The sequence below is a fragment of the Streptomyces sp. NPDC111520 genome, from assembly GCF_055635295.1.
In genome coordinates, this window is the sequence record NZ_JBVKBW010000029.1 from 41,627 (window position 1) to 67,007 (window position 25,381).

Consider the following 25,381-nt stretch of genomic DNA (forward strand, 5'->3'; position numbering starts at 1 on the left):
TTCCCGCTGTCTAACATCCCGGCCAGCACCGGGTCAACGGTGCGCGGAGAGGAGCGGACGTGACCGGGACCGTGGCCGTGGACGTCGTGTGCGTGGGCGAGTCCATGGTCGCCTTCGTCCCCTCCGTCCCGGGGCGGCGCCTCGCCGACGCGGCCGCCTTCGACCGTGGGGCGGGCGGCGCGGAGTCCAACGTGGCCTGCGCGCTGGCCCGGCTGGGACATGCCGTCCGCTGGATCAGCCGGGTGGGCGCCGACCCGTTCGGCGACCACCTGGTGGCGGCGATCGCCGCGGCCGGCGTCGACGTCTCGGGGGTGCGCCGCGACCCCGGCCGCCCCACCGGGGTCTACTTCCGCACCGGCGACGGCGAGGTCGCCTACTACCGGGCCGGGTCGGCCGCCACCGCCATGGGCCCGGGGAACGTCGCCCGCCGCGACGCCTGGGCCGGCCGGGTCCTGCACCTGTCCGGCATCACGCCCGCCCTCTCCGTGGGGTGCGCGGACCTCGTCCACGCGCTCACCGCGCAGGGCCCGGGCCGCCCGCTGGTCTCCTTCGACGTCAACCACCGCCCCGCCCTGTGGCGTTCGGCCGACCCGCGGCGGCTCGCCGGGCTCGCCGCCCGCTGCGACCTCGTCCTGGTCGGCGAGGACGAGGCGGGGACCGCGTGGGGCCTGCCGGACGCCGACGCGGTGCGTGAGGCCCTGCCGGGTCCCGCCGTCCTGGTCGTCAAACAGGGCGCGCGGGGGGCCACCGCGTACGAGGGCACGGCGGACGGGGTGTTCGTGCCCGCGCCGGACACACCCGTGGTCGACCTGGTCGGGGCCGGTGACGCCTTCGCCGCCGGTTTCCTGTCGGCGACGCTGCGCGCCCTCCCGCTGCGGGACCGGCTCGCCCGCGGCCACGCCCTGGCCGCCGCGGTGATCGGGGTGCGGGGCGACTCCCTCGCCGCCCTCGGCGACGAGGCATGGGGGAGACTGCGCGCATGAGCCAGACCGTGGACCGCGCGCTGCGCATCCTGCCCCTGCTCGCCGAGGGGCCCGCCAACCTCGAACAGGTCGCCGCCCGCCTGGACGTGCACAAGTCCACCGCGCTGCGCCTGCTGCGCACCCTGCACGAACACGGCATGGTCTACCGCCAGGACGACCAGCGCTACCGCCTCGGCACCCGGCTGTTCGCCCTCGCCCAGGAGGCGATGGAGAACCTGGACGTCCGCGGCATCGCCCACCCCCACCTCGCCGCCCTGAACGAGCTGACCGGGCACACCGTCCACCTCGCGGTGTACGAGGAGGGCGAGGTGGTCTACATCGACAAGGTGGAGAGCCGCTACCCGGTGCGCATGTACTCGCGGATCGGCAGGCCCGTCGCCATCACCGTGGCCGCCGTGGCCAAGCTGCTCCTGGCCGACCTGCCCGAGGCGGAGCGCCGCGCGGTCGTGCAGACCCTGGAGTACCCGCGCTACACGGCCCGTTCCACCACCGACGCCGCCGCCCACCTCGCCGAACTCGCCCGGGTCCGCGAGCAGGGCTGGGCGAGCGACCTCGGCGGCCACGAGGAGTCCATCAACTGCGTCGCCGCGCCGATCCGCGGCGCCGACGGGCGCGTCGCGGCCGCCTGTTCCCTCTCCGCCCCCAATGTGGTCGTCAGCGCGGAGGAGTTGCTGCGACTGCGTCCACGGGTCCAGCGCACCGCGGAGGCGATCAGCCGCGAGTACTCCGGAAGACCGAGCGAAGGAACCACATGAGCGAGAAGACCGCGATCACCCCGGCCGGCCACAGCACCCCGCCCGCCAGGTTCTCCCACGGCGTCCGCAAGGGCGGCATCCTGCAGGTCGCCGGTCAGGTCGGCTTCGGCCCCGCCGTACCGGGACAGGCACCGGCGCCCGTCGGACCGGGGCTGCGGGAGCAGACCCTGCAGACCCTCGCCAACGTGCAGGCGGTGCTGGAGGCCGGCGGCTCCTCCTGGGAGGACGTCGTCATGATCCGGGTCTACCTCACCGACACCGCCCACTTCCCCGAGTTCAACACCCTCTTCGACGAGTTCTTCGCCGGCCTGACGGGCGCCCCCGCCGCCCGTACGACGGTCTACGTCGGCCTGCCCGCCGGGCTGCTCGTCGAGATCGACGCGCTCGCCGTCCTGGACTGACCCCACCCGGTCCACCGCTTCCCCCGTCCCACCCTCACCCGTACGCCGTCCCGTGGTCCCCCCATGCCCGAAGCCCCCCGGGAGCCCTGAGTGAATCCGGAAACCGTCCCCCACACCGGCGGCCTCATAGCCCTGATCCCCGGCACCGCCGGGTTGCTGACCGTGGCCGTCCTCGGCATCGTCCTCCTGCTCCTGCTCATCATCAAGGCGCGGCTGCAGCCGTTCGTCGCCCTGCTCGCCGTCTCCGTGGCGGTGGCGCTCGCCGCGGGGCTGAGCGTCACCGAACTCTTCGGCACCGTCCAGAGGTCCACCGCCACCAGCCTCATCGAGACCGGCATGGGCGGCATCCTCGGCCATGTCGCGATCATCATCGGCCTCGGCACGATGCTCGGCGCGATCCTGGAGATCTCCGGGGGCGCCGAGGCCCTCGCCGCCCGGCTGCTGGGCGCCTTCGGCGAGCGGCGCGCCCCGCTCGCGATGGGCCTGACCGGTCTGGTCTTCGGCATCCCGGTCTTCTTCGACGTCGGCATCTTCGTGCTGGCGCCGCTGGTCTACGCGGCCGCCAAGCGCGGCGGCCGGTCGATCCTGCTCTACTGCCTGCCGCTGCTGGCCGGGCTCTCCATGACGCACGCCTTCCTGCCGCCCCACCCCGGACCGGTCGCCGCGGCCGCCGTGTTCGGGGTGGACCTCGGCTGGGTCGTGCTCATGGGCGTGGTCTGCGGCGTCCCCGCGGTGCTGGCGGCGTGGGCGTACTCCGCGTGGATCGGGCGGCGCATCTTCGTCCCCGTGCCGCAGGACATGGCCGACGCGGTGGAGGAGGCCCGCGAGGCGGTGCGCGCCGAGGACGCGCCGTCGCAGGAACCGGTTTCGGTGCGGATCGTGCTGGCGATCATCGGCACGCCCCTGGTGCTGATCCTGCTCGCCACCTTCTCCTCCGTCACGATGGAGGAGGGCACGGCCCGTTCGCTGCTCGCCTTCTTCGGGCACCCCTTCGTGGCGCTGACCATCGCCCTGTTCCTCGCGTACTGGCTGCTGGGCATCCGGCGCGGCTGGAGCCGGCGGAGCCTGGAGACGGTCTCCACCGCCTCGCTCAAGCCGATCGGCAACATCCTGCTGGTGGTGGGCGCGGGCGGGGTCTTCGGCGCGGTGCTCAAGGCGAGCGGCATCGCCGACGCCCTGGCGGGGGCCTTCGGCGACGCGGGGCTGCCGGTGATCCTGCTGGCCTGGCTGCTGAGCGTGGCGCTGCGGGTGGCGCAGGGCTCGGCGACGGTCGCGATCGTCACCACCGCGGGCATCGTCCAGCCCGTACTGGCCTCCGGCCACGCGTCCCAGGCGCACCTGGCGCTGGTCATCGTCGCGATCTCGGCCGGTTCGATCTTCGCCTCGCACGTCAACGACGGCGGCTTCTGGATGGTGGCCAAGTACTTCGGCATCAGTGAGCGCGACACCCTGCGCACGTGGACGGTGCTGGAGTCCGTCCTGTCGGTGGCCGGCTTCGCGGTGGCCGGGGCGCTGAGCGTGGTCGTCTAGGACGATACGGCCTGGGACGCCACGACGTGTGGCCGCGGACACCGCGCCCCCGGGGGACGGGACCTCTCCCGGGGGCGCGGTGCGTTCGGTGACGGTCCCGCCGGTTATGGCAGCCCGTGCACGTGCGGGCCGACGGTGCCGGAGAAGGCGTTGCCGTTCGTCGCGTCCCAGTTGGTGGACCAGGTCATCGCGCCGCGCAGCCCCGGCCAGGTGGTCGGGGGCTTGAAGGAGCCGCAGTTGGTGCCCTTGGTGAGGCAGTCCAGGGCGTTGTTGACGACGGCCGGCGACACGTAGCCGCCGCCCGCCGCCCGGGTGGAGGCCGGCAGGCCGAGGCCGACCTGGGAGGGGGCGAGACCGCTCTGCAGCTGGATGCAGGCCAGCGCGGTGATGAAGTCGACCGTGCCCTGCGCGTACACCTTGCCGTCGCAGCCGTTCATCGTGCCGCTGTTGTAGTACTGGGTGTTGACGACGGTCAGGATGTCCTTGATGTCGAGCGCGGTCTTGAAGTAGCCGAAGGACGTCGACTGCATGTCGATGGTCTGCGGGGCCATGGTGATGACCAGCCCCGAGCCGGCCTTGGCCGACAGGGAGCGCAGCGCCTGCGTCATGTAGGTCGCGTTGATCCCGTTCTCCAGGTCGATGTCGACACCGTCGAACCCGTAGGTCTGCATCAGGGAGAAGACGCTGCCCGCGAAGTTGTTCGCCGAGGCGGAGTCGCTGACGCTGATCGTGCCGTTCTGGCCGCCGACGGAGACGACGACCTTCTTGCCGGCCGCCTTCTTGGCCGCGATGTCGGCCTTGAACTGGTTGACCGGGTAGTTGAGCGCCGGGTCGAGCGTGAAGGAGACCGCGCCGGGCGTGCTCGTGGCGTCGGCGAAGCTGACGGCGATGATGTCGTACTGCGACGGGACCTGCGCGATGGTCTGCACCGTCGCCCCGTTGTTGAAGTTCTGCCAGTAGCCGGTCAGCACGTGCTTGGGCAGCGAGCCGCCACCGGTCGGCGTCGGCGTCGGGGTGGGCGTCGGCGTGGGGGTCGGTGTCGGGGTCGGTGTCGGGGTCGGGTCCGTCGGCGTGGGGGTCGGGGTGGGTGTCGCGGTGCCGGCCGCGCCCAGCAGGCTCACGTCGTCGGCGAGGAAGGCGGGCTGGGCGTACCAGCCGTGCACGTAGACCGTCACCGAGGTGGTCGTCGCGCCGGTGGTGAAGCCGGTGGACAACTGCTGGTAGGAGGACGCGGACGGGGTCCAGGTGGAGGCCTCGGCCATCCCGCTGCCGGTCGCGCCGAGGTAGACGTAACTGCCCTGGACGAAGGCGCTCAGCCGGTACGTGGAGTTCGGCCGGACGCTGATCGTCTGCGAGCAGCGGGCGTTGTCCGAGGACGACGGGGTGGCCTGCAGGGCCTTGCCGCCGCCGTGCACCGGGCTGCCGACGGCGGCGCCGCTGGAGGCGGTGCAGGTCCAGCCGCTCAGGCCGGCCTCGAAGCCGCCGTTGGTCACGAGTTCGGGGTCCGCGGCGCTGGCGCTGCCGGACGTGGCGACGAGTCCCGCCACCGCGAGGGCGGCGGCGCCGACGGCCGCCGCGGCTCTGAGGGCGGTGCGCCGAGGGCGTGCGTGTTCCACTACTGCCTCCTGGGGGCGAGGAGTTGGGCGGTTACGCGAGTGGCCACTCTTGTGTGGACGCAGTTTGGTCCAGACCAATCCTCGGGTCAATACCTCGGCCCGCGTGCGTAGTCCGGCGTCTCGCGGGTACCACCGACTTCATCAACTGTTCGGCGACTTTCCGCACTGCTCCGGCTACGCAGGGATAAGCTCTCCGGGCATGGGACTGGGCGGGAGTTCCGGGAGGTCGCGGGTGTCGAGCGTCATAGCGGTCACGGCGGACGATCTCGCGCTCCCGCTGGAGCAGCACGTGATGGGCACCGCCGCCGCCCTGGAGGCCCACGGCCACCTGGTCGTACTCGTCCCGCCGGAGCCCACCGATCCGCTGCGCCGCCGCGTCCACACCGTGCGCGCGGCCCTGGAGGCGGACCGGGTGGCGATCGTCCCGGTCGACCTGCCGCCGCTGGCCGCCCTGCTCCTGGCCGAGCAGCTGCGCCAGCTCGCCGCCACCGACCTCGGGCCCGGAGTGCTCGCCGGGGCGGCCCGGTTGCTCTCGCACTACCTCCACTCCGGCGCCCTGCTCGGCTCGGTGTCCCGGCTGGACCGGGTGGACGTGCCGGTCGGCGCCCACCTGAAGTCCCTCGTGCCCGGGCGTCACTTCGCCGTCCTCGCGCACCCCGAACCGCATCTGTCCGAGGCGCGGTCCGACGCCGTGCCACCCGGGCCGGCCTTCCTCACCCAGCTCGCCGTGGCGCACGGCCACGGCCTCGACGCCGGCTGGGTCACCGGGCCGCTGGCCCGCGCCTGGCGGAGCCAGCACGTGCGGGAGGTGCCGCTGCCTGCGGACTCCGCACGCTGGTGGGGCACCGGCCGGCTCGTCGAGTTCACCGCCTACATCGCCGACGTCGGCGTGCTGTACCAACTGGTCACCTCGGTCCGCCGGGACACCTGCGGCTGGTGCGGCCTGGCCGTCATCGGCGACCGCTGCCTGTTCTGCTCGGCCACGGTCGACGGGCAGCAGCGCGTCCGTCCCCCCGAGCGGCCGCGCCAGGTCGTGCACCCGGGCCCCCGCGCGCCTTCCCTGGCGCCCAGGGCGTCCCCCGCCCCGCAGGTATCCCCCCACCAGCACTCGGCACTTGAGCGATAGGGCCCCACCTCTATGAACTCACGTCAGCGTCGCGGCGTCGTCCTCCTCGTGGTCTCCGCGCTGTGCGCGCTCGCCGCCTTCGCCGGGGTCGTCACCGTCATCGGGGACGCCCGCTCCCAGGTCGGGCCGAAGGTGACCGCGTACCGGCTGGCCGCGGACGTGCCCGCGTACGAGGCGGTCGGCCGCGCCCAGTTGCAGGAGGTCCGGATACCCGAGCGCTGGCTGCCCGCCACCGCCGTCCGCGACCTCGGCCGGCTGGCCGGCAAGATAGCCGCCGTCCCGCTGCACCGCGGCTCCCTGCTGCAGACGGACATGGTCGCCGAACGGCCCGCGCTGCAGGCCGGGCAGATGGAGATCGCGATCATGATCGACGCGGAGACCGGGGTGGCCGGGAAGATCACCCCGGGTGCGCGGGTCAACATCTTCGCCACCTTCGCGCCCCGCGGGGACGACGACGCCGAGGTCTCGAAGATCATCGTCGCGGGCGCCCGGGTCATCGACGTCGGCGAGCTCAAGGCCTTCGACACCGGCAGCGACAACCGCCGCGTCAGCAGCCAGGGCGTCCCCATCACCTTCGCCCTCGGTGCCGCCGACGCCCAGCGGGTCGCCTTCGCCGAGTCCTTCGCCCGGCACGTGCGCCTCGCGCTCGTCGCCCCGGGCGACGCGACCGCCCCCTCCGAACGGGACCGCACCTACACCCTCGCCCGCGACGGAGCCGCCTCGTGACCGGCGTACGCATCCTGTCGGGCACCCCCGACCCCGACACCGCCCGGGCCCTGACCGGGGTCCTCCACCAGCTGCCGGGCGCCGAACCCGGGCCCGCGCTCCCCGACTCCACCACCCTGCTCGACGTCCTCGCGCGCGCCGCCGAGACCGGGGTGGACGAACTGCCCGAGGTCGTCGTCGTCCACGACCGCATCACACCGGTGCCCGCGCTCGAGGTCGTCCGCGAGATCGCGCTGCGCTTCCCCGCGGTCGGCGTCATCCTGCTCACCGCCGACCCGAGCCCGGCCGTCCTGTCCGGCGCCATGGACGCCGGCGCGCGCGGCGTCGCCGGGGTGCCGCTGTCGTACGACGAACTCGGCGCGCGCGTGGAGGCGGCCGCCGCCTGGGCGGCCGGCGTACGGCGCCACCTCAGCCCCCAGCAGCCCGCGCTGCCCGCCGTGGCCGGGGGCCGGCTGGTCGCCGTCGCCGGGGCGAAGGGCGGGGTCGGCACCACCGTCGCCGCCGTCCAGCTCGCGCTCGCCGCGCAGGCCGCGGGGAAGTCCACCGCCCTGGTCGACCTCGACCTCCAGGGCGGCGACGTCGCCTCCTACCTCGACGTCCAGTTCCGCCGCTCCGTCGCCGACCTCGCGGACATCGCGGACGTGTCGACCCGCGTGCTGCAGGACGCCATGTACGTCCACGAGTCCGGGCCCGCGCTGCTGCTGGCACCCGGCGAAGGCGAACGCGGCGAGGAGGTCACCGACCGCGCCGCCCGGCACGTGCTGCACGCCCTGCGGCAGCGCTACGAGGTCGTGGTCGTCGACTGCGGCACCCAGATGACCGCCGCCAACGCGGTCGCCGTCGAGACCGCGGACACCGCGCTGCTGGTCACCACCCCCGACGTGGTCGCCGTGCGCGCCGCCAAGCGCATGGTGCGCATGTGGGACCGGCTGCAGATCCGCAAGCCCCAGGACGTGCTCGTCGCCGTCAACCGGCACACCCGCGGCAGCGAGATCCAGCCCTCGCTGATCGCCCGCATCACCGGCACCCGGATCGCGGGCGCCGTCGTCCCCGCGGCCTTCCGGGAACTCCAGGCGGTGGTGGACGCCGGACGGCTCCAGGACCTCGACAACCGCTCCAGCGTCAAGCAGGGACTGTGGACGCTCGCCGCCGAGATCGGCCTGACGGGCCCCGGGCACGCCGTGACGCCCCGCCGGGGCCGCCGCGGCCGCGGCGAACAGGGCCAGGTCGTCCTGGAGACCCTCGGCATGACGCCGCTGATCCTCCTGGTGCTCGTCCTGGTCTGGCAGGCGGTGCTCGCCGGGTACACCTTCACCCTCGCCGGCCACGCCGCCGACCGGGCCGCGCGTGCGGCGGCGGTCGGTGAGGACGCCCGCGCGGCCGCCGCCGACGACCTGCCGGGCGCCTGGCGGATCCAGGACTTCGGCACCGACGACGCCGACGGGATGGTCGGGGTCACCGTGGGTCTGCGCGTCCCCGTCCTCTTCCCCGGCGCGATCGACTTCCCGCTGACCGTCCACGGCCACGCCTCGGCCGTCGACGAAGAGGCGGTCACCCCGTGACGGCCCGGACCCGCCGCCCCCGCGACCGCGGCAGCGCCTCCCTGGAGTTCCTCGGGATGCTGCCGATCCTGCTGCTGATCGCCCTCGCGGGCGTGCAACTGGGCCTGGCCGCCTACACCGCGGCCCAGGCCGGCACGGCCGCCCGCGCCGCCGCGCGCATGGCGGCGCTGCACGACCCCCCGGTGAGCGGTTCCGTCGCGGGCACGGAGGCGGTGAGCTCCTGGCTGCGCGACGGTACGCGGATCGGCACCACCGGCGACGCCGGCGACTCGGTGCGGGCGACGGCGACCGTGGAGATCCCGTCGGTGCTGCCGGGCCTGCGCCCCGGCTCCGTCACCCGGACCGCCACGATGCCCAGGGAGGACGACGAAGGGGCCGACGAATGAGCCTGCGCGACCGCATCGCCGCGAACGAGGACGCCGCCCCGCAGACGCAGGAGGGCCACCTCGTCGCGGTCTACCGGGCCAAGCTCCTCCAGGAGATCGACCTCGCCGAGATGTCCGCCCTCGCCGCCGCCGAGCGCCGGGTGCGCCTGGAACGCGTCCTCGGCCACATCATCAGCCGCGAGGGCCCGGTGCTCTCCACCAAGGAGCGCACCGGCATCATCCGCCGGGTCGTGGACGAGGCCCTGGGCCTGGGCATCCTCGAACCGCTGCTGGAGGACGCCTCCATCACCGAGATCATGGTCAACGGCCCGGACCGCATCTACATCGAGCGCGCCGGCCGCGTGGAGCCGGTCGCCGCCCGGTTCAGCAGCCCCGAGCAACTGCTGCAGACCATCGAGCGGATCGTGTCGACCGTCAACCGCCGGGTGGACGAGTCGAATCCGATGGTGGACGCCCGCCTGCCCTCCGGCGAGCGCGTCAACGTCATCATCCCGCCGCTGTCCCTGACCGGCCCCGTCCTGACCATCCGCCGCTTCCCCCGCGCCTACGCCCTGCACGAACTGATCGGCCTCGGCACCCTCGACGAGCACATGCTGATGCTGCTCTCCGCGCTCGTACGGGCCAAGTTCAACATCATCGTCAGCGGCGGCACCGGCTCGGGGAAGACCACGCTGCTCAACGCGCTGTCCGGGCTCATCCCCGACGGCGAGCGCATCATCACCGTCGAGGACGCCGCCGAACTCCAGCTCCAGCAGGAGCACGTCGTACGCCTGGAGAGCCGGCCGCCCAACGTCGAGGGACACGGCCGGATCACCATCCGCGACCTCGTGCGGAACTCGCTGCGCATGCGCCCCGACCGGATCATCGTCGGTGAGGTCCGCGGCGGCGAGACCCTCGACATGCTGCAGGCCATGTCGACCGGCCACGACGGCTCGCTGGCCACCGTGCACGCCAACTCCGCCGAGGACGCGGTGCTCAGACTGCAGACCCTGGCCTCGATGTCGGAGGTGAAGATCCCCTTCGAAGCGCTGCGCGACCAGATCAACAGCGCCGTCGACGTCATCGTCCAGTTGCGCCGCGACGTCGACGGCACCCGCCGGATCGCCGAGATCGCCGTGCTGTCCTCACGCGGCCGCGACACCTTCCGGCTGACCACCGCGACCCGCTTCCGCGCCGAGCCGATGGGATCCGACCGGATCGTGCGGGGCTGGTTCCACCACCAGCCCGTACCGCGGGAACTGGCCGAACGCTTCCACCTCGCGGGCGAGTCCGTGCCGGCGGCGTTCGGCATCGGCGAGAGCGAACTGGAGCTGTCCAGCAGGGAGGCGAAGTGAACACGCCCACGATGGCCCTGACCGTGCTCGGCGTGACCGGCCTCGCGCTGGTGCTGGCCGTCTGGGGCCTGCACGCCTGGAGCGGCGGCCGCGCCGACCGCGCCGCGCTCGTCGACCGGCTGGCCGACGTCCCGGCCGCCGAACGGCACGCCGTGCCCTTCGCCGGCCTGGACCGCAGGGTCCGGCGCACCGCCTGGGGCGGCCGGCTGGCCAACCGGCTCGCCGCCACCGGCACCAGCCTGACGCCGGGGCAGTTCACCGCGGCCGCCCTCGGGGTCGTCGGCGGTGCCTGGCTGGTCGCCGACGTCGTCCTGGCACCCTTCTTCGGCCCGATCGCCGGGCTCCTGGCGGCCTGGGCGGTCAGCTCCTTCCTCGGCTGGCGGCGCCGGGTGCGCACCGAGCGCTTCATCGCCCAGCTGCCCGAACTCGCCCGCGTCCTGGCCAACGCCACCCAGGCCGGGCTCGCCCTGCGCACCGCCGTCGGCATGGCGGCGGAGGAACTGGAGGCCCCGGCCGGCGAGGAGCTGCGCAAGGTCGCCGACGCCATGACGCTCGGGCACTCCATCGAGGACGCCATGGCCGAACTGCAGGAACGGCTGCCCAGCCGGGAACTGGTGGTGCTGGTCACCACACTCGTCCTGTCCTCCCGGGCCGGCGGCTCGGTCGTGGAGTCGCTGCGAAACCTCACGGTGACCCTGGAGGAGCGCAAGGAGACCCGGCGCGAGATCCGCACCCAGATGTCCCAGGTCACCGTCACCGCGTACGCCGTCCCCGTGATCGGGATCGGCTCGCTGCTGCTGCTCGACCGCATCATGCCGGGCTCTCTGGGCGCGATGACCGGCTCCGGGGCCGGGCGGATCGCCGTGCTCGTCGCCCTCGGCCTGTACGTCGTCGGCTTCGCGCTCATCCGCCGCATGTCGCGGATCGACGTGTGAGGGGGTGAGGGACCTGTGATCACCGTCGCGCTGGCCGCCGTCGCCGCCCTCGGAGTGGTGGGCGTCTGCTACGGCATCGGCATCTACCGTTCCGAGGTCAAGCTGCCCAGCGACCTCCAACTGGCCCTGGAGGTCGGCCGGACCCGCACCACCAAGGTCGGCAACGCCGTCGACCGCCTCGGGATGCGCTGGGCGCCCCTGGTGCTGCGCCTCATGGGCCCCGCCCGGGTCAACCGGATCCGCACCCGCATCGACCACGCCGGCCACCCCTACGGCCTCACCGTCGACCGCTACGCCGCCCGCCGGGCCGTCTACGGCGCGCTGGGCGCCCTCGCGGCCCTGGTGCTCCTCCAGGCCGGCCACTGGTTCGTCGCCCTCCTGATGGTCGCCTACGGCCTCGGCTGGACGGACCTCGGCATCTGGCTCGCCGTCCGCAGGCGCCGCGACGAGATCGAGCGCACGCTCCCGGACTTCCTCGACGTCCTCGCCGTGGTGGTGAGCGCCGGCCTCGGCTTCCGCCAGGCCCTCGAACGCGTCGCCTCCGTCTACAAGGGCCCCTGGAGCGACGAGATCCGCATCGCCCTGCGCCAGATGGACGTCGGCGTCAGCCGCCGTGACGCCTTCGACCAGCTGCGCCGGCGCAACGGCAGCGAGCAGGTCGGGCAGTTCGTCACGGCCCTGCAGCAGGGTGAGGAACTGGGCGCGCCCATCGCCCGCACGCTGCTCCAGATCGCCACGGACATGCGCCGCACCGAGGCCCAGAACGCCCGCCGCCGCGCGGCCCGTACGGTGCCCCGCGCGACCGGCGTGGTCACCACGCTCCTCGTCCCCGCGACGATGATCCTGCTGATGACGGGCACGATCCTCGGGTCGCGCATCAACTTCGGCGAGCTGCTGGGGTGATGGGGGTGACGGGGCCGTGAACGCATGTGCGGTGCGGGTGGTGGGTAGTGACCGGGGCCGCCATATTGGGTGCGGAGTCCGGGGTTGCGCTGTACATTTGCAGTCGCAACCACATTTGCACCTGCAATCAGGCACGGATCGCAGCGGGTCGACCCGATGGGAGGCGGTGCGCCGTGGACCTCACCGGCACCGCGACCGCCCGCGGCGATAGCCAGACCCCGGCCGACGCAAGGGGCGCGGCCGGAGCACGTCTCGTGACTACGGTTTGGGGCACGGAAGATGAGCAGGTGGGTTGTGAAGCGACTGACCGCGCTGCGCACACGCATGCGCGTCCACGACGACTCGGGACAGACGTCGTTCGAGTACCTGGGCATCGCGGTGGTGATCGCGGTCATCATCGGGGTACTGGCGGGGACGACAAGCATCGGCCAGGCTGTATTGACCGGCATTCTGGGCAAGATCGCGGACATCGTCGGCTCAGGCTGAGCGGCCGTACCGTCGGCGACTCGGGGCAGACCGTCGGTCTTTACATCGTGGCGGTGGCCGCACTGTTCTTCCTGGCGTTCGCGTTCTTCGCCGTCGGGCAGGCTTCGTCGGTGAGAAACACGGCGCAGACCGCGGCCGATGCCTCGGCCCTCGCGGCCGCGCGGGAGGTTCGCGACAGCGTCAGGGAGTCATTCCTCGGCGCACTGGAGGCGGGAGACCTGGAGCGGCTGGCGGAGCTTCTGGCTCTGAACGGGATGACCGCCGAAGGCGCCTGTGGCGCGGCCGCGGACTACGCGGCGCAGAACAGGGCAGTCGTCGACGAGTGCGACGTGGGCGGTCCGAACCGTGCCACGGTTGCCCTTCACACTTCGGGCACCGTCGGCAAGTCCGTTGTTCCGGGCACGGAATCGATGCACGCCAACGCGACCGCGACGGCGATCGTCGAGAGCCGCTGCGGTGTCGATGACAAGGATGGCGACACGGTCACGTTCATCTGCGACGGAGACCGGCTCACCGTGGACCCGACGGCTGACGATTTCGATCTGAACCTGGCGGAGTTCTACTCCGTCCATCTCAGCGAGTGAGGAACGGGGGACCGATGCGTATTCAGAAGCAAGGCCCGGCCACAGTCGTCGTCGCCGTGGTCCTCGCCGCGGCACTCTCCGGGTGCGGCGGCGGTGACGGCGACGACAAGGCCAGCCCCACATCGTCCGCGAAGAAGACCACGTCGAGTGGTTCGGACAAGTCGAGCGCGACACCTTCGGACGAGCCCACCGAGGTCTTGGCACAGATGAAGGGTGAGGAGGGCGTCACGGTCACCCTCAACGAAGCGACGCGTGATTCCGGCGGCTTCGTCACTGTCAAGGGCTCGCTCACCAACAATGGGGACTCCGCCTTCAGCGCCACGTACTGGACGGGACCGGAAAAGGCGGTGCAGCGCTCCGGGCCTTCCGTCGCCGGGGCCGTCCTGGTCGACTCCGTCGGCAAGAAGCGCTACTACGTGCTCCGGGACACCGAGGGCAAGTGCCTGTGCACCACGGGCCTCACCCTGATCAAGCCGGGCGAGACCCGGCCCCTCTTCGCGCAGTTCCCGGCGCCGCCGGAAGGCACGACCGAGGTGGAGTTCCAGCTGCCGACGATGCCCCCGGCCAAGATCACGATCGGGGAGGGGTGAGCCGTGCCCCGTCGCCGACCCCGTCCGCACGGTCGCCCCGGTGTCGCGGCCGTGCTCGGCCTCGCGCTCGTGCTCACGCCGCTCACCGCCGCGACCGCGCGGGCGGACGACGACCCGACGGCGCAGCCGACCCCGTCCGCGCCCGTGGAGGTGGACCCGGACGACCCCGACCTGCAGCTGCCCGAGGGGGCGACCCTGGCGCCGCCCAAGGTGCTGGACATCGTCTCCGTGTCGGACGCGTCGTCCTCCGAGAACGCTTCCGCCGACGACGGTGAGGAGCGGCACGAGGAGTCGAACTCCTCCGTGACCTACGCCCTCCAGTCGGACGTCCTGTTCGGCCGGGACAGCGCCAAGCTGAACGCGGCGGCCACCGCCCGGATCAAGGCCATCGCGGGCGACATCGACGCCAGGAACGTCACGCAGCCGATCCGCGTCTTCGGCTTCACGGACGACCTGGGCTCGTACGAGCACGGCGAGGTGCTGTCCAAGAAGCGGGCGGACGCGGTCTACAAGATCCTCGCCGAGGAGCTCGGTTCGCTCGGCAGCTCCGGTCACTCGTTCCAGGTGCGCGGGTACAGCGAGGACTACCCGATCGCCGACAACTCCACCGAGGCGGGCCGCAAGCAGAACCGCCGCGTGGAGATCACGTTCCGTCCGTCGTAGCGCCGCCGGCCGGCAGCGGAGGATTCCGGCGCGTCGACGGCGTCCCGGGTCCCGGTCAACGGAACGGGTCACCTACACGGGTAAGGCGCCGCCACAGAACTGCCGAATTCCTCGCCAAGGCTCCGGTGCGCTCCGTGACGGAACGTATGCGGCGCGGATGTGGTGCGGGTGGGCAAACAGCCTGAACCAGGGCCATTCGGTCCAATCGCCCACCGTTCGCGCAACTTGTTCGGGGGAACCTTCACATCTCCCTCATGACCTTGGACCGGGAGAGCGGTTCCGGCGCGGTACCTTGGAAACCCCCCCCTCGGGCCGGTCCGCTCTCCCCCCCTGCGGACCGGCCCGTCTTCTTTCCCCGGGTTTCCCCGGGGCTCCGGCACCCGCCCCGGCGGGAACCGCCCCGGGCGCGCCGGGTGTCTCCAGACGACGACGGGGGCGTGCGCCCCCTCGCAGTGACGGGGGATGCCGATGGACGCTGCGATACCGGTGGTCTTCACCGGGGTGGCCGTGCTGATCACGCTCGTACCGCTGGCGGTCGCGGCGCGCGCCGGTCACCGCCTGCTGTGGATACGGCGGGCCGTGCACGGCGGGCTGCGCGCCGAGGGGCGCTGCGTGCGGGTGTACACGACCGTCGGATCGACCGGTGAGGGCCCGACGCGCTCGCGGCAGCACTTCGTCTTCGAGTTCCGCACCGCCGACGGCCGCGACGTGCGCTTCGAGGACCCGGGGGCGCCCGGCACGACGATCGAGGGCGACCGGCTGACGGTCGCCTACGTGCCCGGTGCGCCGGAGCGCGCGCTGGTCGTACCGCCCGGGTACCGGGTGCCGTACGGCCAACTCGCCCTGACCCTGGCCTTCCTGGGGATCTTCGTCACCGTGGGCGTCCTGCTGGTCCTCGGGGGCGTGCGGTTCGCCGACGCCTTCGGCAGCGCCTCCGACCCGACCGGCTTCGGCGGGGAGGGCTTCTAGGACGACACGGCCCTCCCGCCCCACCCGGCCTCCGGCGGACGGTGCGTCATGCAGGGGAGCCGCACGGCCGGGGCGCGGGCACGGCGTCGGCGGGGCTCACGCGCCGGGCCGCACGGTCAGCGCCGTACCCCGCACCAGGCCCCAGGCCGCCATCGCGCCGGCCTCCGCCTCCAGTACGTGACGGGCCCGCAGCCGCGGGCGGCCCACCCGGCCGGGCGGCATGGTGCGGACGGCGAGCACCCGCAGCCGGCGGTCGAGGTAGGCGACGTCGATGGCGAAGCGCATGCCCAGGGTGTGCACGCTCGCGGCGGGGGTGAGGAGCAGCGCCCCGGTGATCCCGGTGCGGCCCAGCAGCCCCCGGGTGCGGGCCCGGTACGAGGCCGCGATCTCCAGCGGTATCCCCGCGCCGTCCGCGGTTCCGGCACCGGCGAGGTGCAGCAGCCCGGCCCCGTCGCGGCGGAGGTCACCCATGCGGCTCACGTCCCTTCGCGTGGTGCGCCCCTGTACGGTCGGGCCCGATGCATGTCTATCCGATCGCCGCGGCCGTCGTGTGGGGAACCGTCGTGGGGCTCGCGCTGCCCCGTCCGGCGTTCCGGCTGTCCGTCGCGCCGGAGCAGCCCAGGCGGAGCCGGTGCCCGGCGGACCTGCCCTATCCGGCCGGGTGGCGGGGCTGGTGGGGGCCGGCGCGCAACGCGGGGCCGCTGACGGCCGGCTGGCGCTCCGCGCTGCTCACCGCCGCGGTCTGCGCGGCGGTGGCGGCGGGCACCGGTCCACGGCCCGAACTGACGGTGTGGCTGCTGCTCGTCCCGCTCGGAGTGCTGCTCGCCCGGGTCGACCTGACGGTGCTGCGGCTGCCGGACGTGCTGACCCTCCCCGCCGCCGCGGGGACGGCGGCGCTGCTGGGGGCGGCGGCGCTGCTCCCGGGTCACGGGGGCTCCTGGCCCCGGGCGTTGCTCGGGGCGGCGGCGCTGGGGCTGTTCTACCTCGTCCTGCACCTGGTCAACCCGGACGGCATGGGCTTCGGCGACGTCAAACTCGCCCCCACCGCGGGGATGGTGCTCGCCTGGTACGGGTGGGGGACGCTCGCCGCCGGCACCCTCGTGGCCTTCGCGCTGGCCGCGGTCACCGGCCTGGCGCTGCTGGCGGCCCGCCGCGCCGGCCGCCGCACGCCTTTGCCCTTCGGGCCGTTCATCCTGGCCGGCGCCCTGGCCGGACCGCTGCTGCCGTCCTGACCAGGGCGCCCGCCGTCGTCACGCGTCGCTGCTGCGCGACCAGAGGTTGACGCCCGACTCGAGGGCGAACTCGTCGACCTCGGCGAGTTCCGCGGCCGTCAGCGGGGCGGCGCCCACCGCCGCGACGTTGGCCTCCAGCTGGGCGACGCTCGACGCCCCGATGAGCGCGGAGGTGATCCGCTTGTCACGCAGCACCCAGCTCAGCGCGAGCTGCGCCAGCGACTGGCCGCGCCGGGCCGCGATGTCGTTGAGGCCGCGCAGCCGCCGCACGACCTCGTCCGTGATCAGGGTGGGGTCGAGGGACTTGCCCTGGGCGGCCCGCGAACCCTCCGGGATGCCGTTCAGGTACTTGTCCGTCAGGAGGCCCTGGGCCAGCGGGACGAAGGGGATGCAGCCGATGCCCTCCTCCTCCAGGACGTCCAGCAGCCCGTCGTCCTCGACCCAGCGGTTGATCATCGAGTACGAGGGCTGGTGGATCAGCGCCGGCACACCCATCTGGCGCAGCAGGGCGGCGGCCTCGCGGGTGCGCTGCGCGCTGTACGAGGAGATGCCGACGTAGAGCGCCTTGCCCTGGTGGACGGCGGACGCGAGGGCGCCCATCGTCTCCTCCAGCGGGGTGTCGGGGTCGTAGCGGTGCGAGTAGAAGATGTCGACGTAGTCCAGGCCCATGCGGCCCAGGGACTGGTCGAGCGAGGACAGCAGGTACTTGCGGCTGCCCCACTCGCCGTACGGGCCGGGCCACATGTCGTAGCCCGCCTTGGTCGAGATGACCAGCTCGTCACGGTAGGGCCGGAAGTCCTGGGCGAGGATGGTCCCGAAGTTGCTCTCGGCGGAGCCGTAGGGCGGGCCGTAGTTGTTGGCGAGGTCGAAGTGGGTGACGCCGAGGTCGAACGCGCGGCGCAGGATGGCGCGCTGCGAGTCGAGGGTGCGGTCGTCGCCGAAGTTGTGCCAGAGCCCGAGGGAGATCTCGGGGAGCTTCAGTCCGCTGCGGCCGGTACGGCGGTACGCCATCGCGTCGTAGCGCCCGTCGGCGGCGCGGTAGAGAGAACGAATATCCACAGAAGCGGTCCTATCACGACGGTGCTCCACACCCTCGCACCCGGTTCGGCGGCCCGTGGAGAGGCGCAGTAGGGTGGCGAAGGGGTGACGACCGCAGGAGGGGCCCGCCAATGAATCTGCGCGACCTGGTACGTCTCAGGCTGACCGACCTGTACGCCCACCGTGTGGAGCGCCGGCTGGACCTGGCACAGGCCCCGAAGCACATCGGAGTCATCCTCGACGGCAACCGCCGCTGGGCCAAGGCCGCCGCGCGGACGACCGAGCAGGGCCACCGGGCCGGCGCGGACAAGATCACCGAGGTGCTCGGCTGGTCCGAGGAGACCGGCGTCGAGGTCGTCACGCTGTGGCTGCTCTCCACGGACAACCTGGACCGCCCGGCGGAGGAACTCGTCCCGCTGCTCGGCATCATCGAGGACGCGGTCACCGGCCTCGCCGCGACCGGCCGCTGGCGCGTCCACCACGTCGGCGCGAGGGACCTGCTGCCCGCGCGCACCCAGTCCGTCCTCAAGGAGGCCGAACAGGCCACGGAGGGCGTCGAGGGCATACTCGTCAACGTCGCCGTGGGCTACGGCGGCCGCCAGGAGATCGCCGACGCGGTCCGCTCGCTGCTCCACGAGCACGCCGGCCGCGGCACCTCCATCGAGGACCTCGCGGAGATCCTCGACATCGACCACATCGCGGAGCACCTCTACACCCGCGGCCAGCCCGACCCCGACCTCGTCATCCGGACCTCCGGCGAGCAGCGGCTGTCGGGCTTCATGCTCTGGCAGAGCGCGCATTCGGAGTACTACTTCTGCGAGGTGTTCTGGCCGGCGTTCCGCCGGGTGGACTTCCTGCGGGCGTTGCGCGACTACGCGGCGCGGCACCGGCGCTACGGCACCTGAGCGCGGTCCCGGGCCCCCGGCGGTCACCCGGACGGCGGTACCGGGGAGAGATGCGCCACACCCGGGTCGCGGCGAACGGTGGTGGGCGCGGTGGCCGGATTACGTCCCGGCCAAGGGCCCGCGAACCCCCGGTGACGGGGCGGCAAGAGTAGGGCCCGGGCCAACACCTGTCATATGCAGTCGCATAGGCCTCCTCTTTCGAGGGAATAGACCCGTCAGACCGACATCCGGCCCATGGATGTCGGACAGAAGCGGACGGCACCTGGCCCGTCCGCCCGGGAGGCCCCTTGCTCACGGACGTGCCGTTGTCAACCCTTGACTCAGACGGCATTGACCGCGTCGACTCGAAGGGTCGTGGTCCGGCCCTTCTGGTCGGTCCCGGCCCTGTCCCGCGCGACGCCGTCGCACCCGCACCTCTTCCGAGGGGGTTCGTCCACACGTGGTGACCAGCAAGAATCGCCGTGAGCACGACCGGCGCACTTACGTACTCGACACCAGCGTGCTGCTTGCCGACCCGCATGCCCTCCTCCGCTTCGACGAGCACGAGGTGGTCCTGCCGGTCGTCGTGGTGACCGAGTTGGAAGCCAAGCGCCACCACCCCGAGCTCGGCTACTTCGCCCGCCAGGCGTTGCGGCTGCTCGACGAGTACCGGATCCGGTACGGGCGGCTGGACGCACCCATCCCGATCGGCGAGCTGGGCGGCACCCTGCGCGTCGAACTGAACCACTCGGACCCGGGCGTGCTGCCCGCGGGGTTCCGGCTGGGCGACAACGACTCGCGGATCCTCGCGGTCGCCCGGAACCTCCAGGCCGAGGGGTACGACGTCACCGTCGTCTCCAAGGACCTGCCGCTGCGCGTCAAGGCCTCCTCCGTCGGCCTGCTGGCCGAGGAGTACCGGGCCGAGCTGGCGATCACCTCCGGGTGGACCGGCATGCACGAGTTGCAGGTCGCGGCCCAGGAGGTGGACGAGCTCTTCCAGTCGGAGACGGTCGACCTGCCCGACGTGGCCGGACTGCCGGTGCACACCGGCCTGGTCCTGCAGTCCGACCGCGGCAAGGCGCTCGGCCGGGTGACGGCCGACGGCCGGGTCCGGCTGGTGCGCGGCGACCGCGAGGCCTTCGGCATCCACGGCCGCAGCGCCGAGCAGCGGATCGCGCTGGACCTGCTGCTCGACCCGGACGTCGGCATCGTGTCGATGGGCGGCCGGGCCGGCACCGGCAAGTCGGCGCTGGCGCTGTGCGCGGGGCTGGAGGCGGTGCTGGAGCGTCAGCAGCACCAGAAGGTCATGGTCTTCCGGCCGCTGTACGCCGTGGGCGGCCAGGAGCTCGGCTACCTGCCGGGCACCGAGGCGGAGAAGATGAGCCCGTGGGCCCAGGCGGTCTTCGACACCCTGGGCGCGGTGACGTCGAAGGAGGTCATCGAGGAGGTCGTGGCGCGCGGCATGCTGGAGGTCCTGCCCCTGACGCACATCCGGGGCCGCTCCCTGCACGACGCGTTCGTGATCGTCGACGAGGCGCAGTCGCTGGAGCGCAACGTCCTGCTGACCGTGTTGTCCCGTATCGGGCAGAATTCCCGGGTCGTCCTGACCCATGACGTCGCCCAGCGCGACAACCTGAGGGTGGGTCGGTACGACGGCGTGGTCGCCGTCGTCGAGAAGCTCAAGGGCCACCCGCTGTTCGCACACATCACCCTGACCCGTTCCGAGCGCTCGCCGATCGCCGCGCTCGTGACGGAGATGCTGGAGGACGGCCGGGCGTAACAGGCGAGTTGGAGGGTCCGCTAGGCTGCTGCGCCGCAAGGGCGCAGCAGCCTAGCGCTGTCCGGCGAGGCTACGGATGCGTAACGGAAATTCCCGTGGCCCACGTGGCGTGTGAGCTTTGACACGCAACGGGGAATTGCGTTGACGCGTCCGCCTACGGCAGGCTGTCGGTTCTGTCAGGCCCCCGCCCTCGGCACACCCGTACCCGCAAACGTACGGAACCTCAGAATTGAACAGCGTTCGCCGTGGGCCGCCCGAGTTGCAACAGCGGACTCCTCCTCGCCGGGGGAGCCTCCACCGGGCCAGTGCTTCTGTGACCGGTGCAGGAGGAGCCAGCGCGAGGGGGCACGATCGCGTCCGCGAGGTCACCGAGCGGGCGACGCTGGAAGGAAACCGTGTGAGCCGGATCTCGGTCCGGGGATTCGCGGTGGCTTCGGCCACTGCGGTCACCACTGTGGGCGCCGTCGTCGGTGTCGCCTCCGGCAGCGAGGGTGCAGTACAGCCCGTCGCAGCCGCCGACGCGACGACCGTCCTCGCGGACATACCCGCTGGCCAGCAGGTTCAGCAGGCTTCCCTGACGCAGCAGGTGCAGGCGCAGTCGGACGCCGCCGACGCCAGCGCCAAGAAGACCGCCGAGGAGGCAGCCCGCAAGCAGGCCGCCAAGGACGCCTCCGCCCGCAAGAAGGCGGAGGAGAAGGCCGAGGCCGACCGCAAGGCCAAGGAGGCCTCCCGCGCCGCCGAGCGTGCCGCGCTGGTCGTCAAGGCCTCGTACACGGTCGCCGAAGTCCAGGCCATGGCCCAGGGGCTCATCGGTGACGCCTCGCAGTACCAGTGCTTCTCCAACATCGTGACCCGTGAGAGCGGCTGGAACTACACCGCGACCAACGCCTCTTCCGGCGCCTACGGCCTCGTCCAGGCCCTGCCGGGTTCCAAGATGGCCTCCGCGGGCGCGGACTGGCGCACCAACCCCGGCACCCAGCTCAAGTGGGGCCTGAAGTACATGAACGGCCGTTACGGCAGCCCCTGCGGCGCCTGGTCGTTCTGGCAGGCCAACCACTGGTACTAGGCGCCCCGGACCGCTGACCCGGTCCAAGCCTTCCGGAAATCCGCCGACGAGCCCCCGACCCTTTGAGGGATCGGGGGCTCGTTGCGCGTACGGTGGTGCGGGACGGAAGGACGCACCGGGGGGCGGGGGACAGGGGAAGCGATGTCGGAGAAGCGCCAATGGGGCTCCGGGCTGGCCAAGCTCGCCGGGAGGCTGGAGGAACAGCGCCGGGCCGCGGCCGCGAGCGCCCGCGAGGAGGCCCGCCGCCAGGAGCAGCAGACCGTGCGCCGGCACACGCCGCGCGCCTCCGGGCCCGGCAACCCGGTCGCCCAGGTGCCGTGGAGCATGCGGGTCGCGGCCGAACTCGGCTGGCGGCTGCTGGTGCTGGCGGGCACCGTCTGGGTGCTGATGCGGGTGATCGGCACCATACAGCTGGTCGTCCTCGCCTTCGTCGCCGCGCTCCTGATCACCGCGCTGCTGCAGCCCTTCGTGGGCCGGCTGAAGCGGATGGGGGTGCCGCGCGGGTTCGCCACGGCCATCGTCTTCATCGGCGGCTTCGTGATGATGGGCCTGGTCGGCTGGTTCGTGGTCTGGCAGGTCATGGAGAACATCGACAACCTCTCCAACAGCCTCCAGGACGGCATCACCGAGCTGAAGCGCTGGCTGCTCAACAGCCCGTTCCACGTGACCGAGGACCAGATCAACCAGATCGCCAAGAACCTCCAGGAGGCGATCGGCACCAACTCCAAGGCGCTGACCGACGCCGGACTGCAGGGCGTCACCGTCGTCGTGGAGATGCTCACCGGCATCCTGCTGGCGATGTTCAGCACGCTGTTCCTGCTCTACGACGGCCGGAACATCTGGAACTGGTTCCTCAAGCTCTTCCCCGTGGCCGCCCGTGACGGGCTCGGCGGGGCCGGGCCGCGCGCCTGGCGCACGCTCACCCTCTACGTGCGCGGCACGGTGATAGTGGCCCTGATCGACGCCATCTTCATCGGCATCGGCATCTTCTTCCTCGGGGTGCCGATGGCGGTGCCGCTGGCCGTCATCATCTTCCTGGCGGCGTTCGTGCCGCTGGTCGGCGCGGTCGCGTCGGGCGCCATCGCGATGGTGGTGGCACTGGTGACGGAGGGTCCGTTCACGGCGCTGATGGTGCTGGTGGTGGTCCTGCTGGTGCAGCAGATCGAGGGCCACATCCTGCAGCCGTTCATCCTGGGCCGCGCGGTGCGGGTGCACCCGCTCGGCGTGATCCTGTCGGTGGCGGCCGGTTCGCTCATCGCCGGCATCGGCGGCGCGGTCGTGGCCGTACCGCTGGTCGCCGTGACCAACACCGTCGTCGGCTACCTGCGGGCGCACTCGCGGGAGTCGGCCATGGCCGACGAGCCGCCGCCGCACGGCTCGACCGCCGCCGAGGTGGCGCCGGTCGGCGCGCCGGGGCTCCCGGACGCCACGTCGGGGGACACCGCCTGACGGCCCGAGGGCCCGGCCTCCCGCGTCGGGGAGACCGGGCCCTCGGGGGCACGCGTCACGCGTCCGCGAGGACCGCCTCGGCGTCCAGGGTCGCCGCGACCGCCTGCACGACGGCGGCGATCTTGAAGGCCTCCTGGACCGTCTCGCGCTCGACACCGGCCTTGCGCAGCACCTGCTCGTGCGAGTCGAGGCACATCCCGCAGCCGTTGATCGCCGAGACCGCCAGCGACCAGAGCTCGAAGTCGGTCTTGTCGACGCCCGGGTTGCCGATGACGTTCATCCGCAGACCGGCCCGCAGGTTACCGTACTCCGGGTCCGACAGCAGGTGCCGGGTCCGGTAGTAGACGTTGTTCATCGCCATGACGGCGGCGGCCGCCTTGGCGGCCTGGTACGCCTCCGGCGAGAGGTTCTCGCGGGCCTCGGGCTCAAGTGCGCGCAGCACGACGGCCGAGCGCGAGGCGATGGCGGTCGCCAGCACCGTCCCCCACAGCTGCTGCTGCGGGAGGTCGGAGTTGCCGATCACGGAGCCCAGGTTGAGCTTGAGGTCCTTGGCGTAGTCCGGCAGCGCGGACTTCAGCTCATCGAGCGCCACGGTCACTCACCGGCCAGCAGCTTGACGACGTCGAGGGTCTCGTCGCCCTTCTTCCAGTTGCAGGGGCACAGCTCGTCCGTCTGCAGCGCGTCGAGGACCCGCAGGACCTCCTTGGGGTTACGGCCGACGGAGCCGGCGGTCACCATGACGAACTGGATCTCGTTGTTCGGGTCCACGATGAAGGTGGCGCGCTGGGCGACGCCGTCCTCGCCGAGGATGCCGAGGTCGGTGCAGAGCTCGCGCTTGATGTCCGACAGCATCGGGAAGGGCAGGTCGCGCAGGTCGTCGTGGTCCTTGCGCCAGGCGTGGTGCACGAACTCGGAGTCGACGGAGAAGCCGAGGACCTGCGCGTCACGGTCGGCGAACTCGTCGTTCAGCTTGCCGAACGCCGCGATCTCCGTCGGGCAGACGAAGGTGAAGTCCTTCGGCCACGCGAAGTAGACCTTCCACTTGCCCTCGTACGACTTGTGGTCGATCTGGGCGAAGGCCTTCTCGGGGTCGAGGTCCACACAGGCGGTCAGTTCGAACGCGGGGAACTTGTCACCGACGGTGAGCACGAGCACTCCTAGTGAGGGTCGGGACCTGGGCGCGGGGTGGCCGCACGGTCCCTCGATGGGTCCCGATCACCCTGCCATGAGCCCTTTGATCAGTGAAATCGTCCCGACGGGTCGGATTGATCGCCTCCCCTTATCGACGAGTGAAGCAGGGGCGACCCACTGCGCAGAGTGACCGGCGCCACAGGGCGGCTTGGGTGGCACCGGGGCGGTGTGCGACGGCGCCCGGCCCGGCGGCCATTGATCGCCCGCGCAACTAGACTGAAGATCGTTGATCGGAGGCGGTTATCAGTAGTCAGCGCGCGAACCAGCGCCAGCCGAGCCTGTCGCAGCTGCGGGCCTTCGCCGCCGTCGCCGAGCACCTGCACTTCAGGGACGCGGCCTCGGCGATCGGCACGAGCCAGCCCGCGCTGTCCGGGGCGGTCGCCGCGCTGGAGGAGTCCCTCGGGGTGGTGCTCGTGGAGCGCACCACCCGCAAGGTGCTGCTGACTGCGGCGGGGGAGCGGGTCGCGGTCCGGGCGCGGGCGGTGCTGGCGGCGGTCGGCGACCTGCTGGACGAGGCGGAGGCGGCGCGCGCCCCCTTCACCGGGGTGCTGCGGCTCGGGGTGATCCCCACGGTCGCGCCCTACCTGCTGCCGACCGTGTTGCGACTGGTCCACGGCACCTACCCGGAGCTCGACCTCCAGGTGCACGAGGAGCAGACGTCCTCGCTGCTGGACGGCCTCGCGGCGGGGCGGCTGGACCTGCTGCTGCTCGCCGTCCCGCTCGGTGTCCCCTCCGTCGCGGAACTGCCGCTCTTCGACGAGGACTTCGTACTGGTCACCCCGCGCGACCACTGGCTCGCCGGGCGGACGGACCTCCCGCGGGAGGCCCTGCGGCAACTGGACCTGCTGCTGCTGGAGGAGGGCCACTGCCTGCGCGACCAGGCGCTGGACGTCTGCCGGGAGGCGGGCCGCACCGAGGGGGCCGCCGCCGGCACGACCGCGGCGGGGCTGTCCACGCTGGTGCAACTGGTGGCCGGCGGGCTCGGGGTGACGCTGCTGCCGCGGACGGCGGTCCCGGTGGAGACCGGACGCAGCGCGGACCTCGCCACGGCGTTCTTCGCCGACCCGGCGCCCTCGCGGCGGATCGCGCTGGCCATGCGCGCGGGCACCGCGCGCGCGGAGGAGTTCGAGACCTTCGCCTCCGCGCTGCGCGGTGCCCTGGAGCCGCTGCCGGTACGGTTCGCCCGCTGACG

Annotated in this window: 27 protein-coding genes; 22 read left to right on the forward strand and 5 right to left on the reverse strand. The window is 72.5% G+C overall.

All coding sequences use genetic code 11. From position 1 onward, the window contains the following. The first annotated feature begins 59 nt into the window (after window positions 1-59). The 4 genes from ACZ7MY_RS39280 to ACZ7MY_RS39295 all read left to right on the forward strand — a co-directional run bounded on the left by ACZ7MY_RS39280 (window position 60) and on the right by ACZ7MY_RS39295 (window position 3,669). Entirely contained in the window at window positions 60-983 is a 924-nt protein-coding gene (locus ACZ7MY_RS39280) for a sugar kinase (protein ID WP_499610167.1), read from the forward strand. After that, window positions 980-1,738 carry an IclR family transcriptional regulator gene (locus tag ACZ7MY_RS39285; protein ID WP_499610169.1) on the forward strand — a complete coding sequence of 253 codons (759 nt, stop codon included), beginning with the start codon at window positions 980-982 and terminating at the stop codon, window positions 1,736-1,738. Before ACZ7MY_RS39280 ends, ACZ7MY_RS39285 begins: the two co-directional genes overlap by 4 nt. Further along, window positions 1,735-2,139, forward strand: a complete 405-nt coding sequence (locus ACZ7MY_RS39290; RefSeq protein ID WP_499610170.1) for a RidA family protein — start codon at window positions 1,735-1,737, stop codon at window positions 2,137-2,139. Before ACZ7MY_RS39285 ends, ACZ7MY_RS39290 begins: the two co-directional genes overlap by 4 nt. Before the next feature lie 90 nt (window positions 2,140-2,229). Continuing rightward, window positions 2,230-3,669 carry a GntP family permease gene (locus ACZ7MY_RS39295; protein ID WP_499610173.1) on the forward strand — a complete coding sequence of 480 codons (1,440 nt, stop codon included), beginning with the start codon at window positions 2,230-2,232 and terminating at the stop codon, window positions 3,667-3,669. Between the two features lie 104 nt (window positions 3,670-3,773). On the opposite strand, the gene ACZ7MY_RS39300 is transcribed toward ACZ7MY_RS39295, so the two are convergent. Then, window positions 3,774-5,285 (reverse strand): chitinase, encoded by a 1,512-nt coding sequence (locus ACZ7MY_RS39300; RefSeq protein WP_499610175.1) that lies wholly within the window; start codon window positions 5,283-5,285, stop codon window positions 3,774-3,776. A 232-nt stretch (window positions 5,286-5,517) separates the two neighbouring features. Here ACZ7MY_RS39300 and ACZ7MY_RS39305 point away from each other — a divergent pair, with 232 nt between their 5' ends. The 12 genes from ACZ7MY_RS39305 to ACZ7MY_RS39360 all read left to right on the forward strand — a co-directional run bounded on the left by ACZ7MY_RS39305 (window position 5,518) and on the right by ACZ7MY_RS39360 (window position 15,549). Then, entirely contained in the window at window positions 5,518-6,411 is an 894-nt protein-coding gene (locus ACZ7MY_RS39305; RefSeq protein WP_499610177.1) for a hypothetical protein, read from the forward strand. A gap of 12 nt (window positions 6,412-6,423) precedes the next feature. Beyond that, window positions 6,424-7,137, forward strand: a complete 714-nt coding sequence (gene cpaB / locus ACZ7MY_RS39310; RefSeq protein ID WP_499610180.1) for a Flp pilus assembly protein CpaB — start codon at window positions 6,424-6,426, stop codon at window positions 7,135-7,137. Further along, entirely contained in the window at window positions 7,134-8,699 is a 1,566-nt protein-coding gene (locus ACZ7MY_RS39315; RefSeq protein ID WP_499610183.1) for a CpaE/TadZ family protein, read from the forward strand. Before cpaB ends, ACZ7MY_RS39315 begins: the two co-directional genes overlap by 4 nt. After that, the gene (locus ACZ7MY_RS39320) at window positions 8,696-9,085 is read left to right on the forward strand and encodes a TadE/TadG family type IV pilus assembly protein (protein WP_499610186.1); all 390 of its coding nucleotides are present in this window, start codon (window positions 8,696-8,698) and stop codon (window positions 9,083-9,085) included. Before ACZ7MY_RS39315 ends, ACZ7MY_RS39320 begins: the two co-directional genes overlap by 4 nt. Next, entirely contained in the window at window positions 9,082-10,419 is a 1,338-nt protein-coding gene (locus ACZ7MY_RS39325) for a TadA family conjugal transfer-associated ATPase (RefSeq protein WP_499610187.1), read from the forward strand. The genes ACZ7MY_RS39320 and ACZ7MY_RS39325 overlap by 4 nt, the downstream gene beginning before the upstream one ends. After that, a complete protein-coding gene (locus tag ACZ7MY_RS39330) occupies window positions 10,416-11,354 on the forward strand; it encodes a type II secretion system F family protein (RefSeq protein WP_499610189.1) in 939 nt (312 codons plus the stop codon). Before ACZ7MY_RS39325 ends, ACZ7MY_RS39330 begins: the two co-directional genes overlap by 4 nt. 18 nt (window positions 11,355-11,372) lie before the next feature. Further along, window positions 11,373-12,257, forward strand: a complete 885-nt coding sequence (locus ACZ7MY_RS39335) for a DUF5936 domain-containing protein (RefSeq protein WP_499610254.1) — start codon at window positions 11,373-11,375, stop codon at window positions 12,255-12,257. Window positions 12,258-12,551: 294 nt separating this feature from the next. After that, on the forward strand, window positions 12,552-12,743 hold the full coding sequence (locus ACZ7MY_RS39340; protein WP_499610256.1) for a hypothetical protein: 192 nt from the start codon (window positions 12,552-12,554) through the stop codon (window positions 12,741-12,743). Beyond that, complete coding sequence (locus ACZ7MY_RS39345; protein WP_499610259.1) at window positions 12,740-13,327, forward strand: pilus assembly protein TadG-related protein; 588 nt, start codon at window positions 12,740-12,742, stop codon at window positions 13,325-13,327. Before ACZ7MY_RS39340 ends, ACZ7MY_RS39345 begins: the two co-directional genes overlap by 4 nt. 14 nt (window positions 13,328-13,341) lie before the next feature. Further along, window positions 13,342-13,917 (forward strand): hypothetical protein, encoded by a 576-nt coding sequence (locus ACZ7MY_RS39350; protein WP_499610192.1) that lies wholly within the window; start codon window positions 13,342-13,344, stop codon window positions 13,915-13,917. A gap of 3 nt (window positions 13,918-13,920) precedes the next feature. Continuing rightward, window positions 13,921-14,580, forward strand: coding sequence for an OmpA family protein (locus ACZ7MY_RS39355; protein ID WP_499610195.1), 660 nt, complete (start codon window positions 13,921-13,923; stop codon window positions 14,578-14,580). A 468-nt stretch (window positions 14,581-15,048) separates the two neighbouring features. Next, complete coding sequence (locus ACZ7MY_RS39360) at window positions 15,049-15,549, forward strand: DUF3592 domain-containing protein (protein ID WP_499610197.1); 501 nt, start codon at window positions 15,049-15,051, stop codon at window positions 15,547-15,549. Window positions 15,550-15,645: 96 nt separating this feature from the next. On the opposite strand, the gene ACZ7MY_RS39365 is transcribed toward ACZ7MY_RS39360, so the two are convergent. Further along, window positions 15,646-16,020 carry a DUF192 domain-containing protein gene (locus ACZ7MY_RS39365; protein WP_499610200.1) on the reverse strand — a complete coding sequence of 125 codons (375 nt, stop codon included), beginning with the start codon at window positions 16,018-16,020 and terminating at the stop codon, window positions 15,646-15,648. A gap of 47 nt (window positions 16,021-16,067) precedes the next feature. Here ACZ7MY_RS39365 and ACZ7MY_RS39370 point away from each other — a divergent pair, with 47 nt between their 5' ends. Beyond that, the gene (locus ACZ7MY_RS39370) at window positions 16,068-16,781 is read left to right on the forward strand and encodes a prepilin peptidase (RefSeq protein WP_499610202.1); all 714 of its coding nucleotides are present in this window, start codon (window positions 16,068-16,070) and stop codon (window positions 16,779-16,781) included. A gap of 18 nt (window positions 16,782-16,799) precedes the next feature. On the opposite strand, the gene mgrA is transcribed toward ACZ7MY_RS39370, so the two are convergent. Next, window positions 16,800-17,840, reverse strand: a complete 1,041-nt coding sequence (mgrA, locus tag ACZ7MY_RS39375) for an L-glyceraldehyde 3-phosphate reductase (RefSeq protein WP_499610205.1) — start codon at window positions 17,838-17,840, stop codon at window positions 16,800-16,802. Window positions 17,841-17,950: 110 nt separating this feature from the next. Between mgrA and ACZ7MY_RS39380 the strand changes: the two genes are divergently transcribed. The 4 genes from ACZ7MY_RS39380 to ACZ7MY_RS39395 all read left to right on the forward strand — a co-directional run bounded on the left by ACZ7MY_RS39380 (window position 17,951) and on the right by ACZ7MY_RS39395 (window position 22,998). Next, window positions 17,951-18,724: an isoprenyl transferase gene (locus tag ACZ7MY_RS39380; RefSeq protein WP_499610206.1), complete on the forward strand. Its 774-nt coding sequence runs from the start codon at window positions 17,951-17,953 to the stop codon at window positions 18,722-18,724. Window positions 18,725-19,163: 439 nt separating this feature from the next. After that, the gene (gene phoH2, locus ACZ7MY_RS39385) at window positions 19,164-20,483 is read left to right on the forward strand and encodes an RNA 5'-3' helicase PhoH2 (RefSeq protein ID WP_499610208.1); all 1,320 of its coding nucleotides are present in this window, start codon (window positions 19,164-19,166) and stop codon (window positions 20,481-20,483) included. A gap of 397 nt (window positions 20,484-20,880) precedes the next feature. Next, window positions 20,881-21,549 (forward strand): aggregation-promoting factor C-terminal-like domain-containing protein, encoded by a 669-nt coding sequence (locus ACZ7MY_RS39390; protein WP_499610210.1) that lies wholly within the window; start codon window positions 20,881-20,883, stop codon window positions 21,547-21,549. Between the two features lie 141 nt (window positions 21,550-21,690). Beyond that, window positions 21,691-22,998 carry an AI-2E family transporter gene (locus ACZ7MY_RS39395; RefSeq protein WP_499610212.1) on the forward strand — a complete coding sequence of 436 codons (1,308 nt, stop codon included), beginning with the start codon at window positions 21,691-21,693 and terminating at the stop codon, window positions 22,996-22,998. Window positions 22,999-23,053: 55 nt separating this feature from the next. Here the strand turns inward: ACZ7MY_RS39395 and ACZ7MY_RS39400 are convergent, their stop codons facing one another. Both ACZ7MY_RS39400 and ACZ7MY_RS39405 read right to left on the reverse strand, forming a co-directional pair. Next, window positions 23,054-23,590 carry an alkyl hydroperoxide reductase gene (locus ACZ7MY_RS39400; protein ID WP_499610215.1) on the reverse strand — a complete coding sequence of 179 codons (537 nt, stop codon included), beginning with the start codon at window positions 23,588-23,590 and terminating at the stop codon, window positions 23,054-23,056. 2 nt (window positions 23,591-23,592) lie between these two features. Continuing rightward, window positions 23,593-24,147, reverse strand: coding sequence for a peroxiredoxin (locus tag ACZ7MY_RS39405; protein ID WP_499610217.1), 555 nt, complete (start codon window positions 24,145-24,147; stop codon window positions 23,593-23,595). A gap of 284 nt (window positions 24,148-24,431) precedes the next feature. On the opposite strand from ACZ7MY_RS39405, the gene ACZ7MY_RS39410 reads away from it, so the two are divergent. Next, window positions 24,432-25,379 carry a hydrogen peroxide-inducible genes activator gene (locus ACZ7MY_RS39410; protein ID WP_499610262.1) on the forward strand — a complete coding sequence of 316 codons (948 nt, stop codon included), beginning with the start codon at window positions 24,432-24,434 and terminating at the stop codon, window positions 25,377-25,379. Window positions 25,380-25,381 lie beyond the last annotated feature (2 nt).